Raw genomic sequence first — 18,450 nt, forward strand, 5'->3', positions numbered from 1 at the left:
AACGCTACCCTTCTCGGTAGCGTTTTTATTATTATAATTTCTTAGCCAGGTTCTCTAACATCGTAGTGGTCATACGTTCCATGTCGAAATCATGCTGCCAACCCCAGTCTGTTCTTGCAGAAGAGTCGTCAATACTTGCAGGCCAGCTGTCAGCAATCGCCTGACGGAAATCCGGAGCATAATCGATTGTGAATTCCGGAATGTGATTTTTGATCGATTCTGCGATTTCCTTCGGCGTAAAACTTACCGCGGATAAATTATAAGACGAACGGATTTTAATTTTCTCTGCAGGTGCCTGCATAATACTGATCGTTGCTTTAATTGCATCGTCCATGTACATCATCGGCAAACCGGTATTTTCCGAAAGGAAACAAGTGTATTTTTTATCTTCCAGCGCTTTGTAGTAGATATCCACAGCATAATCCGTAGTACCGCCACCAGGAGGAGTTGTCCATGAAATAAGTCCCGGATAACGGATACTTCTCACGTCTACCCCATATTTAGTATTGTAGTATTCACACCAACGCTCACCGGATTGTTTCGAAATTCCGTAAACTGTCGATGGCTCCATCACAGTGTACTGCGGCGTATTATTTCTCGGAGTTGTAGGACCGAAAACCGCTATACTCGATGGCCAGAAAATCTTTTGGATTTTTCCGTCTTTCGCCAGGTTAAGTACGTGAAACAACGAGTTCATGTTCAGATCCCAGGCAAAAGCAGGGTTCTTTTCTGCTGTAGCCGAAAGCAAAGCTGCCATCAGATACACATCGGTAATCTGATATTTCTCAATAAGATGTTCAATCTGATTATAATCAAGGGCATTCACAACTTCAAAAATTCCGTTATGCACCACATCGTTCTCCAGTTTTCGGATGTCCGAAGCTATTACATTATCAACTCCGTAGGTTTCTCTCAGTTTTGCAGTCAGTTCAGTACCGATTTGCCCGCAAGCGCCAATGATTAAAATTTTCGTGCTCATTTCTATTTTTTTAGTACCCACAAAGATACTCTTTTGCTAAAATTTAGAATTCAATTTCAATCTGAAAATTTTCAATTCACAAAAAATCAGATTTTAGTTAACATATTCCCCTCAAAAAAAGGAGTTTTCAATAACATTTGTAAATTTGCTTTCTAAACTTTTATTATGAAAATCAAGTCGTCGCTGTTGCTTTTATTGTCCCTGTTGATTTTTTCCTGCCAAAACAAAGAGGAAAGAATCGCCGACAGTGATAAAGCGGCAAAACATAATGATTCGGTATTTGCCGTGATCAACCAAAACTGGAAATTCAACATACCGCCGGTAAATTCGAAAGTACAAACCAAAATAAACAGATGGCAGGAATGGCGTGCCTTTAATGAGGAATTGCAACAAAAACCAAAGAGTTCACTGAATGCCTTTCGACTAAAATCCAAAAGCTTAACGGTAAAAGGTGAAATGATCAACAACAACATTCCGGCTATGTTCAACAAACCGGCCGTAAAAAGCAGGATTTCCACGCTGAACACCAAACTGAAATCGCTGGAAACATATATCTCACTTGAATACATTCCGACAAAAAAAGTAATTCCATTGATACAGGATATCACCGAAGAGGTTATTTCAATTCAAAACCAGATGAATGAAATAATCGTAAAAAGTGAAATCCCGAAAGAAGAAGGGGAAGTGATCATGCTTCAGGCGTTGGATACCACCCGTCATGCCCGTCGTGAAATTCAGGAACCACAACCCTAATATTTACTAAATCACATAAGTCATATAAGTTTACCCAATCCTTATATGACTTATTTGTTTAAATATAAAACGTTTACATTGAAAACCGACATTCAAAATATCTATAATAAATCGGCGAAAGTTACCCAGATAGCGGAACAACTTCAAAAACGCGAATCGAAAATCCAAATGAAAGGATTAATCGGTTCGTCGTTGTCGTTTGTCATCGAAACCCTTTTCCAAAAAACCGACCTCCCTTACTTACTGATTTTTCAAGACAAGGAAGAAGCGGCCTATTATCTTAATGATCTGGAAAGCCTGATCAACGATCAGGACGTGTTATTCTATCCGGGCTCGTATCGTCGCCCATATCAAATTGAAGAAACTGACAACGCCAATGTTTTATTACGAGCCGAAGTACTGAACCGTATAAATTCGCGCAAAAAACCGGCCATCATCGTTACCTATCCCGATGCACTTTTTGAAAAGGTGGTTACCCGAAAGGAATTGGACAAAAACACGCTGAAAGTAGCTGTTGGCGATTCTATTTCCATCGATTTCATTAACGAGGTACTTTTTGAATACAATTTCAAACGCGTGGATTTCGTTTCCGAACCGGGCGAATTTTCCGTACGAGGCGGAATCATTGACGTGTTTTCGTTTTCCAATGACAATCCGTACCGAATTGAATTCTTTGGCAACGAAGTGGATTCCATACGAAGTTTCGATGTCGAAACACAGCTTTCCATCGAAAAACAGAAGAAAATCACCATTATCCCGAATGTTGAAAATAAATTCCTGAAAGAGAACCGCGAAAGTTTCCTGGAATACATAAATCCGCAAACTGTGCTTTTCATTCAGAACACAGATTTGTTGTTAACACAATTGGACAAATTGTTCGGAAAAGCCACGGAAGCCTTTGAAAAACTCTCAAAAGACATTCAGCATACAGCTCCGGAAGCCATGTTTTTAAACCAGCAGGCTTTCGTAAAAAAGGCTTTGGATTTTACGTTAGTGGAATTGGCTACCAAACCCATTTTCCGAACCGAAAAAACGTTTGAATTTCACACACAGCCGCAACCATCGTTCAACAAGCAGTTTGATTTATTGTTAAATAATCTAAACGACAATCATTTTAACGGCATCAAAAACTATTTGTTCTGTTCCAATGACGGACAGGCAAAACGTTTCCACGATATTTTTGAAAGTCTGGATGAAGCGAATCACGAAAACATTCGCAAACAATACCACACCATTGTTTTTTCGTTGTTTCAGGGGTTCATCGACGAAGAAAACCAAATTGCCTGTTATACCGATCATCAGATATTCGAGCGTTATCATAAGTTCAATCTGAAAAATGGGTATTCGAAGAAGCAGACTATCACACTGAAGGAACTTACCACCCTTTCCGTGGGTGATTATGTGACACACATCGATCACGGAATCGGGAAATTTGGCGGATTGCAAAAAATTCAGGTGGAAGGCAAAACGCAGGAAGCCATCAAATTGGTCTATGCCGATAACGATATTGTGTACGTAAGCATTCACTCGCTGCACAAAATATCGAAATACAACGGAAAAGACGGAGCGCCTCCAAAAATATACAAGCTAGGCTCAACAGCCTGGAAAACTTTAAAACAAAAAACCAAAGCCCGTGTAAAACACATTGCGTTCAATCTGATTCAGCTATACGCTAAACGCCGTTTAGACAAAGGTTTTGCTTTTGCACCGGACAGTTATTTGCAGGCCGAACTGGAATCCTCCTTTATTTACGAAGACACGCCCGATCAGTTAAAAGCTACACAGGAAGTAAAAACCGACATGGAGAACGACCGCCCGATGGACCGTTTGGTTTGTGGTGACGTTGGTTTCGGAAAAACCGAAGTCGCTATCCGTGCGGCTTTTAAAGCGGTCGATAATGGAAAGCAAGTGGCCGTTTTGGTTCCGACAACCATTTTGGCGTTTCAGCATTATAAAACCTTCCGTGAACGCTTAAAAGAAATGCCGGTGAATGTTGCATACATCAATCGTTTCCGTAGCGCCAAACAAAAAGCAGAAACCCTGAAACAACTTGAAGAAGGAAAACTCGACATTCTTATCGGAACTCATCAGTTGGTCAATAAAAATGTAGTTTTCAAGGATTTGGGACTACTTATTGTGGACGAGGAGCAAAAGTTCGGTGTAAATGTAAAAGATAAACTGAAAACCATCGCGCATAACGTAGACACGCTGACCTTAACGGCGACACCAATCCCGAGAACCCTTCAGTTTTCGCTAATGGCGGCACGTGATTTATCGGTTATAACAACGCCGCCACCGAACCGTTATCCGATAGACACACAGGTTGTTGGTTTTAACGAAGAAGTGATTCGTGATGCGATTTCTTATGAGATCGAGCGTGGCGGACAAGTATATTTCATCAACAACCGTATTGAAAACATCAAGGAAATTGCCGGTATGATTCAGCGTTTGGTTCCCGGAGCGAAAGTTGGCGTGGGACACGGTCAGATGGACGGTAAAAAACTCGAAGAACTGATGTTGGCCTTTATGGACGGCGAATTTGATGTTTTGGTAGCCACAACCATCATTGAAAGTGGTTTAGACGTACCGAATGCCAATACGATTTTCATCAACAATGCCAATAATTTCGGATTGTCTGATTTGCATCAGATGCGTGGCCGTGTGGGACGAAGCAATAAAAAAGCGTTCTGTTATTTTATTTGTCCGCCCTATTCTGCTATGACCGAAGAAGCCCGAAAACGAATTCAGGCTTTAGAGCAGTTCAGCGAACTGGGCAGCGGTTTCAACATTGCCATGAAAGATTTGGAAATTCGCGGCGCAGGGGATTTATTGGGTGGAGAACAAAGCGGTTTCATCAATGACATTGGCTTCGACACCTATCAGAAAATCATGAACGAAGCCATCGAGGAATTAAAAGAAAACGAATTCAAGGACTTGTATCCGGAAGAAAACGACATCGAAACCAAGGAATACGTCAAAGATATTCAGATTGATACCGATTTCGAATTATTGTTCCCGGACGAATACATTAACAACATTTCGGAACGACTGAACCTGTACAATGAATTGAGTTTGATTAAAACGGAAGAAGCGCTTCAGCAATACGAACAAAAACTGATTGACCGTTTCGGTGCCCTGCCAAAACAAGCGGTGGCTTTACTGAACAGCATTCGTATCAAATGGAAAGCGACCCATATCGGAATTGAAAAATTGGTACTGAAGCAAGGAAAAATGGTTGGTTATTTTGTTTCCGACCAGCAATCGGATTTCTACCAGTCGGCCAAATTCATGAAAGTGTTGCAGTTCGTACAACAAAACGGAAACCTCTGCAAAATGAAGGAGAAAGAAACCAAAAACGGTTTGCGATTGCTACTGACTTTCGAAAATGTAAAATCAGTAAAACGCGCATTGGAACTAATAGAAATGATATAAAAAAAGCCTCAGACTTGAGGCTTTTCTATTTTCTTTATATTCGAATAGTAATTCAAAAGGAATTCGGTGGAACTGTCATGTGGTTTTGAAATTCCGGTTTTAATTTCATCTAGTATGGTTGAAGCCAATTGCTTTCCGTATTCCACTCCAAACTGATCATAACTGAAAATATTCCAGATGACACCCTGTACAAATATCTTATGCTCGTACATCGCAATTAACGATCCAAGCGCTTTAGGGGTCAATTTTTGAATAAGCAGTGTATTCGTAGGCTTATTACCTTCAAAAACCTTAAAAGGGGCTAAAAATTCATTTTTAACACCTTCTGCTGATACCTCGTCATCGCTTTTCCCTAAAAGCAGAGCTTCGGTTTGGGCAAAGAAATTCGACATGAGCTTATCATGATGCTCCTTATTGCCATGAAGCGGCTCAATAAAGCCGATAAAATCACACGGAATCAATTTGGTTCCCTGGTGAACTAACTGGAAGAACGCATGCTGGGCATTACTGCCCGGTTCGCCCCAGATAATGTTTCCTGTCTGGTAATTGACCGGATTACCGTCACGATCCACTCGCTTCCCGTTACTTTCCATTACTGCCTGCTGCAAATACGTCGCTAACTTTTTCAGGTATTGTGAGTATGGGATGACCGCTTCGGTTTCGCATCCGAAGAAATTATTGTACCAAACGCTCAGCAAGGCCAATATCACCGGTATGTTACGCTCAAAAGGCTGTTGCTCGAAATGGGAATCCATCTTGTTGGCCCCCTCGAGTAATTCTTCAAAGTTTTCATATCCTATCGACAGAGCAATGGACAATCCCACGGCGCTCCACATCGAGAAACGACCACCTACCCAATCCCACATTGGGAATATATTATCGGGAGCGATACCGAACTCGGTAACTTTTTCAATATTGGTGGAAACGGCCACAAAATGTTTGGCGATATCTTCATTTTTAGCCGAACGTAAAAACCACCTTTTCAGGAAAGTCGCATTGGAAATGGTTTCCTGGGTGGTAAAAGTCTTCGAAACCACAACAAACAAGGTGGTTTCAGGGTTCAGATTCTTAACGGTTTCGGCAATATGATCACCATCAATATTGGAAACAAAATGAAGATTTAAGTGATTTTTATAAAACTGCAAAGCTTCCACAGCCATATCCGGACCCAGGTCAGAACCACCGATACCAATATTTACAATATCGGTAAAACGTTTACCGGAAAAACCTTTACGGTCACCTGAAATAACAGATTCAGTAAATGACTTTATCTTTCGCTGAATCTCTTCAATTTCTGAAATAATATCCTTTCCATCCACAACAAGTGATTCCTGCGAAGTACGCAAAGCGGTATGCAGCGCGGACCTGTTTTCGGTCGCATTGATTTTATCACCCGAAAAATACTTCCGGATGGCATCTTTCAGATGAATCTCATCAGCCAACCCCAAAAGCAATGACAACGTTTCAGAATTGATTCGGTTTTTCGAAAAATCCAGCAGAAAGCCATTCCATTGAATATGGAATTTCTGTACTCTGTTCGGATCTCCGGAAAACATTTCCTGCATGGAAGCATGTTCCATCTCAGCAAAATGTTCCTGTAATTTTCTCCAGGATTCGGTTCTTATGGGATTAGTGTTTATCAACGCCATTATTCTCCAAATTTAGCTAATGAAACACTATCCAATTCTTTTTTTAACGGAGTCATTTCGTTTATAAATCGGGCTTTGTATTTTGGGCTCATAGGTTCAGAATTGGGTAATTTTTGACGGAGTGGATCAACCTGAATCCCATTTTTCCAGAAACGGTAGCAAACATGAGGCCCAGTAGCCAAACCAGTACTACCAACCTTCCCAATCACTTGCCCCTGTTGAACATGCTGTCCTTGTCTGACAAGTATCTTTGACATGTGAAGATATTGCGTGGAATAAGTCCCGTTGTGTTTCACTTTCACGAAATTACCGTTACCACCAGTGTACCCTGTCTGCACAACCGTTCCTGAGGCGGTGGTCATGATCGGAGTTCCGGTCGCTGCCGCATAATCAGTCCCATTGTGTGCTTTCCAGCGCAACTGGACAGGGTGAAAACGGCTTTTAGCAAATCGCGAGGTAATATTTACGAATTTCAGTGGCGCTTTCAAGAACATATTCTTAAGCACTTTTCCTTCTTCATCGAAATAATCGACTCTTTTAGAATTCTCATCCTGTTTGAACGGAAACGCATAGATTTTTTTCCCTTTGTACTCAAAGTAAGAAGCCTCAACATTTTCAACGCCTAGATATTCTCCGCCTTCAAGGTATTTTTCATTCACGATTACCGCGAACTTGTCACCTTTCTTGATTTTAAAAAAATCGATGGACCAAGCGTAAATTTTCGATAATTCGGGAGCTAATGCTGGAGAAACCCCAGACCGGCTAAGGGTACTGGAAACAGAACCGTCAATGGCAGCAGCAATCGTTCGGCGCTTGATAACTACCGGACGTTCTTTTTTATAAACCAATGGGATAGAGTCGCGCAAGTCCACGACATAATAGCTCATCTTATCAGGCTGATAGATGAATACTTTTAAATCGTTGGGCGCTGTTTTATTTTGAAGTAAGGTAAACGGTTTTCCGATTCGGATGTTGCGGACATCGAAAGAGTCTTTTACTTTTTCGTTGATTTCATGCACCTTAGCAGCATCAAACCCTTGTTCGCTTAATATTTTCCCGAAACTGTCACCCGATTGAACTGTATCGTGAACGACTTTAAAATCATTTAATTTGAATCCGAATTCAATAACAATCTTCTCTTTCGGGGCTTCGGCTTTTTTTGTTCCTTCTTTTTCTTCTTTTTTGTTACAAGCAAATAATATTAATGATAATAATATGATTGTGACGTATCTCAATTTTGTTGGTTTAGGTTGGTTACTTTTTTATTCTCCCCATTTATCCAATTCTTCTTTCGTCCAAAGTTCGGGAAAAAATATCCTTCTTTGGTATTTTGGCAACATATATTTTTTCCAGTCACTTCCTCCGGTGGCTTCATGAGCTCCAGGAACACTCTCAATATACTTCACTGCAGCATTGTAATGACCCATAACCCAAGTGATGTTTACCGTTTTATCATAGTGACGCATAGCGGCAATCAGATCGGCATTTTTCTGATCTTCTTCCGGCAATTGCTTGAATTTCTGCCAAAGGTTTTTCTGGTTGTATTCTTCCATGAAAGCAAGAAATTCAGCTTTGTATTTCTTCTCAAACCCTTTTAACAGATAAGACTTTTCACCCGTAGCATAATCTTTTCCTCCTGCCTGCCAGTACAAATGCTCCATGGCATGTTCGTAGTGCGTATTACGATCAATGGTAGCTCTGAAACGGTGATCTATAAGATTGATTAAATCCGTTGAAGCAAATTCAATCAAACGGTATTGGGCACTTTGGAAACCACTGGCTGGTGTTAATGTGTTTCGGAATTTTAAATACTGCTCCACTTCCATTCCGTCCCCCATAATATCAAAAGAGGTGGTAAGCATGTTGAAATAACGACTGATTCTGTGAAGACGTTCTGCAAAAAATGAGGTAGTCAACGTTGTTGCATTCGAAACCTGTTCAATTTCCCACAGAATCATTTTGAACAACAATTCATTTACCTGATGATACATTATGAAAACCATTTCATCCGGTAAAGTTGTACGTTGAATCTGTAAGTTTAGAAGAGCGTCCGTTTGTATATAATCCCAATAAGTGATTGGTTTAGCCCATAAAAGGCCTTCTAAATGCGTTTCGGTTTTTTGATTGATTGCCTGGAATTTCGCATCAATCTGATCCAGTTTATTCTGAATTTCTGGTGTAATTTCCATTATTGTTTTTTTACTTTAACTTTAAATGAGTTTTTTAATCCTTTGAATCCGTCCAAGTCCGCTTTTAAAGAACCTACTGCCAAACTGGCTTTTATTCGAATCGGCATTTTATTGTCGTCGTCCGAAATCCAAACAGTCAAACTTTCCTGTTCTTTAAACACTCTTCCGGATTGAACATACGGCCTGAAAACCATCGTTGGAATAATGCCGAATTTGGTATCTATATCTTCTCTTCCGATGTATTTGAGCTTGAATTTATACACCTCATCATCAAAGAACATATCAATAACTACCGATTCCCCCGGAACCATTTTATCGATTCTTGGGTGGTTTCTTAAATAATAAAACGAAGATACAATATCCTGAACATTTTCAGGCACGGTAAACGTTTTTTCGGTTCTATGTTTGTAGTCTTTAACAAGGACCGTGTTTTTTGTTTGATTAAAAAAACCCTCCTGATTTTTAGTATAACCGCCCTCGTCGATTTTTCGGAGGTACTGATACGGCTTGCCGGTTTCCTTATCAAACATACTTTGATAATCATCTGCAACCTTGAAGAAGAATTTGGTCATCCCTACCGTGTAACCCTTTCCAATAACATGATGTACTTTTCTGTTGTTGCGGACAGCTTCCTTAATTTCCAGCGTTGCAAAGCCGGCATTTACAAGTCCGTAGTGAATCCGGAATTTAAAAAATTCCCCGGTTGTGAAGGCATCTTCCTGTCGTGCGGAAGTAAAAGACACCGCAAACACTAGTAAACAGAGAAGGAAGAGAAGTAGTATACCTTTTTTCATTGGTCAAATTTTATGTAATTTACAACCAAAATCACAATTTCTATTCCAAAATTAGGAAAACAAAAAAACTCAGTCAAAAAAATGACTGAGTTTTTATGCTATTAACCAACCAAAAAACTATAAATTATGAAAAATTTACTTACTCCAATGAGGGGTTATGACTTCCTCATTTTCGTAGTGCAAATGTAGCTGGTTTTATTGCATAATTGCAACCGAAATTTCAACTTTAACACAACATTAGCAAAATTTCGGCTTTCAAAAAGCCTGATTTTGCATTATTCGCAATAAAAATATAATTTCTATAACGTTCCTCTTAATTGTTGCTCTCTTTCTATCGATTCGAAAAGCGCTTTAAAGTTACCTGCACCAAATCCTTTTGCTCCCATTCTTTGAATAATCTCGAAGAAAAGTGTCGGACGGTCTTCAACCGGCTTGGTAAAAATCTGCAATAAATAACCTTCTTCATCGGCATCAATCATAATTCCCAATTTCTGAAGCTCATGAATATCTTCTTTGAATTTATTCATATGATCTTTCAAACGCTCCGGAATTGCATCGTAATACGCTTGAGGCGGTGTGCTTAAAAATTCCACACCACGGGCACGCATGTCGGCAACGGTTTTAATGATATCATCGGTAGCAACAGCAATATGTTGAACTCCTTCATCCTCGTAAAAATCTAAGTATTCTTCAATCTGCGAACGTTTTTTCCCTTCTGCCGGCTCGTTGATTGGGAATTTGATACGGCCGTTTCCATTGGACATTACTTTAGACATTAAAGCGGAATACTCTGTCGTAATTTGTTTGTCATCAAAAGAAAGGAAATTCACAAACCCCATAACATCTTCAAACCATTTTACAGCTTCATTCATTCTGTTCCATCCAGTATTCCCAACCATGTGGTCAATATATTTAAGTCCAACAGGTTCAGGATTGTAATCAGATTTCCATTCACTATATCCAGGCAAAAAGATTCCATTATAATTTTTGCGTTCAACAAAAACGAAAACTGTTTCCCCATAAGCACCATAGATACCAGCACGCACTACTTCCCCATCATCATCTTTTTCAACAACAGGTTCAAAATAAGGTTTTGCTCCACGTTTTGTAGTTTCATCAAAAGCGGAACGTGCATCTTCTACCCAAAGTGCAATAACTTTAACCCCATCTCCATGTTTTTTCACGTGCTCGCCGATTGGAGAACCACTATTCAAAGCCGTAGTTAAAACCAAACGGATTTTATCCTGCTTCAACACATAAGATGCACGGTCTTTCACACCTGTTTCCAAACCTGCATAAGCCAAGGACTGGAATCCGAATGCGGTTTTATAAAAGTGAGCTGCCTGTTTAGCGTTCCCTACGTAGAATTCTACATAATCAGTTCCTAAAAGGGGTAAAAAATCCTGTGCCCCTTCAAATATTTTCTCTAAGCCGTATTCAACGGATTTAATTTCATCTGCCATAATTCTGTATTTTTAATGCGAACGTACTGCACTTTTTATGGTTCCGAACGCGATGTGTTATTGATTATTTTAATCCTGTCCCGATAGCTATCGGGAAAAGCGTCATCTTTTTTTGCTTTTATAAGTGGCAAAAAAAAGATTGCTTCGCCTGTTCGCTACGCTCGAGTTAGCGTACAGCAGGAACAGCTTCTAATTACTTTAATTACTCTACCCAGGATTTATAATATTGCCCGTCGTCCAATCCCATAGCCTCTTCCGTTACCATTAACGGTCGGAATGTATCTACCATTACCGCCAATTCATGCGTTATGGTTTGCCCGATGCTTCTTTCCATCGCGCCTGGTGCAGGTCCGTGTGGAATGCCTTTTGGATGCAGCGTAATATGACCCTGTTCGATATTGTTTCGACTCATGAAATCGCCGTCAACGTAATACAACACTTCATCACTGTCTATATTGCTGTGGTTGTAAGGCGCCGGAATGGCTTTTGGATGATAATCGTACAAACGCGGGCAGAACGAACATACTACAAACGTAGCGGTTTCGAATGTCTGGTGTACCGGAGGCGGCTGGTGCACACGTCCTGTAATCGGTTCAAAATTATGAATACTGAATCCATAAGGAAAATTATATCCATCCCAACCAATCACATCAAAAGGATGCGTTGCATAGACTACTTCGTGAATCATCCCTTCCTTTTTGATTTTGATCAGGAAGTCACCCTTTTCGTCGTAGGTTTCGATTTCATTTGGCAAGATAAAGTCACGCTCGCAAAACGGAGAATGTTCCAGATGCTGTCCCGATTGGTTTTTATAACGTTTTGGCGTATAGAACGGGGCAAACGATTCGACATAAAATAATCGGTTTTCGGAAGTTTCGAAATCGATTTGATAAATCATTCCGCGCGGGATAATTAGATAATCACCGTATTGGAAGTCGATATTCCCCATCATGGTGCGCAATTTCCCTTTTCCTTTGTGGATGAAAATCATTTCATCGGCATCGGCATTTTTATAGAAATAATCGCGTAAGGACTTTTTTGGAGCCGCCAGTCCGATGGTACAGTCTTTATTAACAAGCATCGCTTTGCGGCTGTCCAGAAAATCATCTTCCGGTTTTAACTCAAACCCTTTAAACAACAATGATTTAATGTTTTTCCCGATGGCTATTTTGGGTTCCACCGAATAGGATTTAACAATCTCTTTTACCTGAGTAGGTCGATATACATGGTACAACAAAGAAGAATGTCCGTGAAAACCTTCGGTGCCAAAAAGCTGCTCGTAATACAACCCTCCGTCGGGTTTCTCGAATATAGTATGTCTTTTTTGAGGAAAATCCCCAAGTTTATGATATATAGGCATGTTCTTTTTTTTAAATTATTGCAATTAAAGCTCCAAATGAGCTTAGTTCAATGAATCAAAAAGAAAAACGCCTCATTCAGGATTTCTCTTGATGAGGAATTTAAGATGGGCTAATAAACCTGTCCAATATTCATTCATAACAGTACAAATATCGGAAATTATATTGAAACTGAATAAAATAAAAAAACCCAAAAAGAAACAGCTTTGTTATACTTTTTGGGTTTTTTTAATATTATTTTAAAGCCTATTGGTTATTGACCTTACTGTTCTTTTTACCGTACATGAAGTAGATAATCACTCCGATTATCATCCAAACCACAAGTCGAATCCAGCTTTCCTGCGGAAGTGAGTACATTAGATACACACACACCAAGACTCCAGCAATTGGCACAAACGGCACTAACGGAGTTTTGAAAGATCTTGGCGCGTCCGGCATTTTTTTACGCATTACCAACACCCCGATACATACCAACACGAAAGCCAGTAATGTACCAATACTCACCATGTGACCTAAATCACTTACCGGTACAAATCCAGCAAACAAACTCACAAACACCATGAAGAAAAGATTTGTTTTCCAAGGCGTATGGAACTTAGCATGAACTTCTCCGAAGAAACGCGGCAGCAAACCGTCATTACTCATGGAATAGAATACACGACTTTGCCCCATTAACATTACCAAGATAACAGAAGTATAACCTGCAAGAATCGCAACAATCAAACCGGTTTGTAAAAATCCGTATGGCGTTTTAGCGAATGCAGTTGCAGCCGGTTTTGCATCACCCACGAATTCGTAATATGGCACAAGACCCGTCATTACGTGTGCAAACAAAACATATAAAATAGTACAAATTACTAACGAACCTAAAATACCAATCGGCATTCCTTTTTGAGGGTTTTTCGCCTCTTGAGCCGCAGTTGAAACCGCATCGAAACCGATGAAGGCAAAGAAAACCGTTGCAGCTCCTGCCGCAATTCCGGAAATACCAAACTGCCCTTTCACTCCTGTGTTTTCAGGAATGTACGGATGATAATTAGCCTGATCAATATAATTCCACCCTAATACGATAAATAATATTACCACAGACACTTTCAGGATTACAAGGAAATTGTTCATCGATGCCGACTCCTTTGTTCCTCTGATCAAAATCAACGAAAGCATCACCACGATAAAAATAGCAGGAAGATTGATGATTCCTCCTTCTATTACAGTACCGTCACTCAATTTTAACGTTTCCCAAGGGGAACAGATAAGACTGTGCGGTAAATGAACGCCTAATTTACTAAGCAATTCCAGAAAATATCTCGACCAGCTCACACCAACTGTGGCTGCACCTAAAGCATATTCCAAAACCAAATCCCAACCAATAATCCATGCCATAAACTCACCCATTGTTGCATAAGAATAGGTATAGGCACTTCCGGCAACAGGAATCATTGAGGCAAACTCAGCATAACAAAGTCCTGCAAAAGCACAACCCACAGCTGCCAAAATAAAAGATAATGTTACGGCAGGCCCTGCATGTTCTGCAGCAGCGATTCCGGTTAATGAAAACAGTCCCGCTCCAATGATGGCTCCAATACCCAAGGCAACAAGAGCACGGGAAGAAAGGGTTCTTCTTAAACCTTTTTCAGATTCTGACGCTTCACCTAACAATTGCGCCAATGATTTAGTTTTCCAAATAGACATAAATTGAGTTTTTGGTATTATAAGTTCCCAAAAGTAGAGTTTTTTTGAAACAATGTCACAAAAAAAAGAAATTAAAACACAAAAAGTGACGGAAGTTTGCCACAAACAGTTAAAACCAGAACCCTACACTAATCCAAGTGAAATGATCTTTGGTTTCCGGAGACCAGCTATGTTTCAACTCTATCGGTCCGATCAGCGTTTCTAAACCGTAACCAAGAGCATATCCGGAAAGTTTGGGATGGGAAATCCAGCGGTTATCTTCAAATATAGCATTGCCCACATTAGCATAATTGGCATAAGCATTAAAATGATTTTTTTTGTAAAATTCATAATCAAAACCAAATTCTCCTTTTATGTAACTGTCCCCGGCAACACTTAAAAAGTCATATCCGTAAAAGTGTCGGAAATTATTAATCATATTATAACCGTATCCCCCTAAAACGAAATCATGAAAAGGCACGGTATGTTTTCCAATCGAAAATCCGGCTTCCGACTGAATTTTAAAAGCCAAACGTTTAAAAAAGGTTTCCACAAATGCAATATCACCTTTTGCAATTGAAAACGGCTCAAAAGTATTAGTGTAATCACTGGAATAGAATAACGTTTTAAAATCACCAAAAAAATGCAATCCTCTTGTGGTAAAATAATTTTTGTCCCTAGTATCAAATTTCATGTATCCATAGAAGGAAAGATAATTGCTGTTTTCAATAACCGGGTCGGTATTTTCCAATGCTTCCGATTCTATATTTAAATACTTCCACTCACCACCTGCTCCGATAAGGAATTTTTGAGCAAAAACAGTTTGAGCAAATACCTGATTGGTAAAATCGAGGTATGTAAGAGGAATGGAATGAATACCCAAAGACTCCAGCGCTTCTCCGTTACTGAAATCAACCATACTCTTCTTTTCGAATTGATTGAGGCGTGAATTCACACCAAAACTCCAAAGAAATCCGTTGTCGTAATAATAATTCAGATTATACCGGAGATTATCTCCTAAAATAAGATCAACGGAAAGATTGTCATTTTTAAAAAATAGTTTTTTCTGTGTCACATTGATCAGTGCGGCACTTTTATACAAACCGTCGTAATGCAAACCGAATTTCAGGAAGCGGTTAATCGGATTCTCCTTTAAATCAAACACGATGTTGTCCTTACCGTCATTTTTTTCAAAATAATAGGTAATGGCACTGAAATTTTGTGTCGAACTAAGATTCCCAATACCGTCGCTCAGCTTTTGAAATGAAACTTTTGAATTATTCTTAAAACGCAATTTCCCCAAGACATAGGGTCTTGTAAAATTATTGAGGTCATTGATTTTAACAGTATCGATAGTGATCACATCCGTTAGTTCGGGGCCATTAATCTTTTTGGCCGGCTTTACATCAGTTCCTCCGTACTTGGAAAGAATTTCATATACAGAAAAAGCGGCCTCCTCCCCTTTGGTAATGATATCTTTTCCCAAATCAAATGAAATAACAGAATAACCCATTACGTCGGGCTTAATATAAATATCGGTAGCCTTTCTTTTTTCGCTCATTTTCTGGATCATTTCAAAATTGGCAATCTGCACCAGGACTCCCGTGGCACCACCGAGATTACTTCTGTCTTTCAATCCGTCCTGAACATCCACACCAATAATGATATCCGCACCCATTTTCTTTACTTCTTCGATGGGATAATTATTAGTCACCCCACCATCGATAAGCAATCTTCCGTCTATCTCAATAGGAGTATACAATGAAGGGAATGCACCACTCGCTAAAATGGCTTTAGGCAAAATCCCGTTTCTGATCACCACCTCTTGTCCGGTTTCTATATCGGTAGCAATACACACAAACGGAATCGGAAGCTGGTTAAAATCCCGCGTATAACGAACGTGATTCGTCAATCTGCTGAGCATGTTATAGTTATACATCCCTTTGGAAAGCGCAGCGGGAACGCCGATTTTAAAATTATTGAACGGCAGCGTCAAGGCATATAGCTCATCATTTCTTTTCTCGAAAAAGTTCTTGGACGTTCTGGGGATGTAATCCTGAATCAAGGCATCAGGATCAGCCGCCCTGAAAATAGAATCCAGCTGATTGGCCGTATAACCCGCGGCATACAATCCACCGACAATAGCACCCATACTCGTTCCGCCTATATAATCCACTTTTACGCCGGCTTCCTCCAACACCTTCAATACACCAACATGCGCCAATCCTTTAGCCCCGCCGCCACTCAAAACCAGTCCTATTTTAGGTCTTTTTTGATCTTGGGCAAAAGCATGAAAAATCAGGCCAAAAATTAATATCAGCGCAAGATGTTTCTTCATTTTATTCTGTTGGGTTGGGTTTATTGTAAAATTCGACAATTTTTTTGGCTTTTGAAAGACCTACGACGTCAGAAATTTCTCTTTCTGTCGCCATTTTTAGTCGTTTCACCGATTTAAAGTGTAAAATCAGTGCCTGCATCGTTTTTTCGCCGATTCCTGGTATACTTTCTATCGAAGAATTCAATGCGGCTTTACTTCGTTTGTCACGATGAAATGTGATTCCGAATCGATGGGCTTCGTTACGCAGCTGCTGGATAATTTTAAGCGTTTCTGATTTCTTGTCCAGATACAACGGAACCGAATCGCCCGGATAAAACAATTCCTCCAAGCGTTTGGCAATACCTATGATGGCAATTTTTCCGCGTAGCCCCAAATCATCAATACTTTTAAGGGCTGAAGATAATTGCCCCTTTCCGCCATCAATGATGATCAGTTGTGGCAATGGCAGGTTCTCGTCCAACAATCGTTTGTATCTTCGGTATACCACTTCTTCCATCGAGGCAAAGTCATTCGGACCTTCAACGGTTTTAATATTGAAATGACGGTAATCTTTTTTGCTGGGTTTTCCGTCTTTGAATACCACACAGGCCGAAACCGGATTCGTACCCTGGATGTTCGAATTATCAAAACATTCGATATGTCGCGGTTCTACCGAAAGCCGCAAATCTTTTTGCATCTGCGACATGATTCGGTTGGTATGACGTTCGGGATCGACAATTTTGATCTGTTTCAGTTGATCCATACGATAAAACTTGGCATTGCGCTCGGACAAATCGAGAATCTGTTTTTTATCGCCCAACTTCGGAACGGTCACTTTTATTTTTTCGCCGAAATCCAATTCAAACGGAAGAATGATTTCTTTGGAATTCAGATGAAAACGCTCGCGCAGTTCCACCACGGCCAGTTCCAGCAACTCTTCGTCGGTTTCTTCCAGTTTCTTTTTGAGTTCCATCGTATGCGAACGCACAATGGCACCATGGGAAATCTGCAGAAAGTTGACATATGCCATCGCTTCATCTGATACAATTGAAAACACATCAATATTGGAAATTTTCGGGTTCAGGATAGTCGATTTAGCCTGATAATTTTCAAGCACTTCAATTTTTTCCTTGATTTTCTGAGCCTCTTCAAATTTCATTTCAGCTGCCAGTTCGCCCATATGTTTTTTGAAATCCTTTAAACTGTCTTTAAAATTCCCTTTCAGGATTTCGCGGATGGCCTGCACCTTTTTTTCATAATCCGTAATCGTTTCCAATCCTTCACACGGACCTTTGCAGTTTCCGATATGGTATTCCAGGCAAACCTTGAACTTTCCGCTGTCGATATTGACTTTGCTCAAATCGTAATTGCAGGTGCGCAAAGGATAAAGTTCTTTGATTAAATCCAGAATCGTGTGTACGGTTTTAAAACTGGTATATGGTCCGAAATACTCCGAACCGTCCTTAATCATTTTTCGGGTGGAAAAAATGCGAGGGAAACGTTCGTTCTTGATGCAGATCCACGGATAAGTCTTGTCATCACGCAGCATCACATTATAACGTGGCTGAAGTTTTTTAATAAGGTTATTTTCCAACAATAGCGCATCGGTTTCAGTTGGAACGACGATGTGTTTGATGGAAACGATTTTCTTTACCAGCACATTGGTCTTGGCATTGTCGTGTACTTTATTGAAGTAGGAAGCAACCCTTTTTTTCAGGTTCTTCGCTTTTCCTACGTATAGAATTTTACCTTCCTTATCGTAATACTGATACACCCCCGGACTGTCGGGCAGGGTTTGGATTTGGAGTTCTAAAGCGGAAAGCGACATTATAGCAATTCTATGTT

General features: G+C 40.0%; 12 protein-coding genes. 2 read left to right on the forward strand and 10 right to left on the reverse strand.

Going from position 1 to position 18,450, the window contains the following annotated elements:
* Positions 1-31: 31 nt before the first annotated feature.
* On the reverse strand, positions 32-979 hold the full coding sequence (locus LZF87_RS02630; protein WP_244341421.1) for an L-threonine 3-dehydrogenase: 948 nt from the start codon (positions 977-979) through the stop codon (positions 32-34).
* Positions 980-1,144: 165 nt separating this feature from the next.
* Between LZF87_RS02630 and LZF87_RS02635 the strand changes: the two genes are divergently transcribed.
* Positions 1,145-1,732, forward strand: a complete 588-nt coding sequence (locus tag LZF87_RS02635; RefSeq protein WP_244341426.1) for a hypothetical protein — start codon at positions 1,145-1,147, stop codon at positions 1,730-1,732.
* Between the two features lie 168 nt (positions 1,733-1,900).
* Positions 1,901-5,164, forward strand: a complete 3,264-nt coding sequence (gene mfd, locus LZF87_RS02640) for a transcription-repair coupling factor (RefSeq protein WP_413614300.1) — start codon at positions 1,901-1,903, stop codon at positions 5,162-5,164.
* A gap of 8 nt (positions 5,165-5,172) precedes the next feature.
* Here mfd and pgi read toward each other — a convergent pair whose 3' ends face one another.
* From pgi to uvrC, 9 genes are all read right to left on the reverse strand, one after another.
* Entirely contained in the window at positions 5,173-6,813 is a 1,641-nt protein-coding gene (gene pgi / locus LZF87_RS02645; RefSeq protein ID WP_244341435.1) for a glucose-6-phosphate isomerase, read from the reverse strand.
* A complete protein-coding gene (locus LZF87_RS02650) occupies positions 6,813-8,048 on the reverse strand; it encodes a peptidoglycan DD-metalloendopeptidase family protein (protein ID WP_244341437.1) in 1,236 nt (411 codons plus the stop codon). Before LZF87_RS02650 ends, pgi begins: the two co-directional genes overlap by 1 nt.
* 27 nt (positions 8,049-8,075) lie before the next feature.
* Positions 8,076-9,002 carry a tryptophan 2,3-dioxygenase family protein gene (locus tag LZF87_RS02655; protein ID WP_244341439.1) on the reverse strand — a complete coding sequence of 309 codons (927 nt, stop codon included), beginning with the start codon at positions 9,000-9,002 and terminating at the stop codon, positions 8,076-8,078.
* Positions 9,002-9,796 (reverse strand): DUF3108 domain-containing protein, encoded by a 795-nt coding sequence (locus LZF87_RS02660; RefSeq protein WP_244341441.1) that lies wholly within the window; start codon positions 9,794-9,796, stop codon positions 9,002-9,004. The genes LZF87_RS02655 and LZF87_RS02660 overlap by 1 nt, the downstream gene beginning before the upstream one ends.
* A gap of 299 nt (positions 9,797-10,095) precedes the next feature.
* Positions 10,096-11,259: a 4-hydroxyphenylpyruvate dioxygenase gene (gene hppD / locus LZF87_RS02665; RefSeq protein WP_244341443.1), complete on the reverse strand. Its 1,164-nt coding sequence runs from the start codon at positions 11,257-11,259 to the stop codon at positions 10,096-10,098.
* Positions 11,260-11,461: 202 nt separating this feature from the next.
* On the reverse strand, positions 11,462-12,619 hold the full coding sequence (locus LZF87_RS02670; RefSeq protein ID WP_244341445.1) for a homogentisate 1,2-dioxygenase: 1,158 nt from the start codon (positions 12,617-12,619) through the stop codon (positions 11,462-11,464).
* Positions 12,620-12,863: 244 nt separating this feature from the next.
* Complete coding sequence (locus tag LZF87_RS02675) at positions 12,864-14,309, reverse strand: amino acid permease (protein ID WP_244341447.1); 1,446 nt, start codon at positions 14,307-14,309, stop codon at positions 12,864-12,866.
* Between the two features lie 109 nt (positions 14,310-14,418).
* On the reverse strand, positions 14,419-16,626 hold the full coding sequence (locus LZF87_RS02680) for a patatin-like phospholipase family protein (RefSeq protein WP_244341449.1): 2,208 nt from the start codon (positions 16,624-16,626) through the stop codon (positions 14,419-14,421).
* Position 16,627: 1 nt separating this feature from the next.
* The gene (gene uvrC, locus LZF87_RS02685; RefSeq protein WP_244341455.1) at positions 16,628-18,433 is read right to left on the reverse strand and encodes an excinuclease ABC subunit UvrC; all 1,806 of its coding nucleotides are present in this window, start codon (positions 18,431-18,433) and stop codon (positions 16,628-16,630) included.
* Between the last annotated feature and the right edge of the window lie 17 nt (positions 18,434-18,450).

Origin of the sequence: Flavobacterium enshiense, from assembly GCF_022836875.1 — a bacterium.
GTDB classification, from domain to species: domain Bacteria; phylum Bacteroidota; class Bacteroidia; order Flavobacteriales; family Flavobacteriaceae; genus Flavobacterium; species Flavobacterium enshiense_A.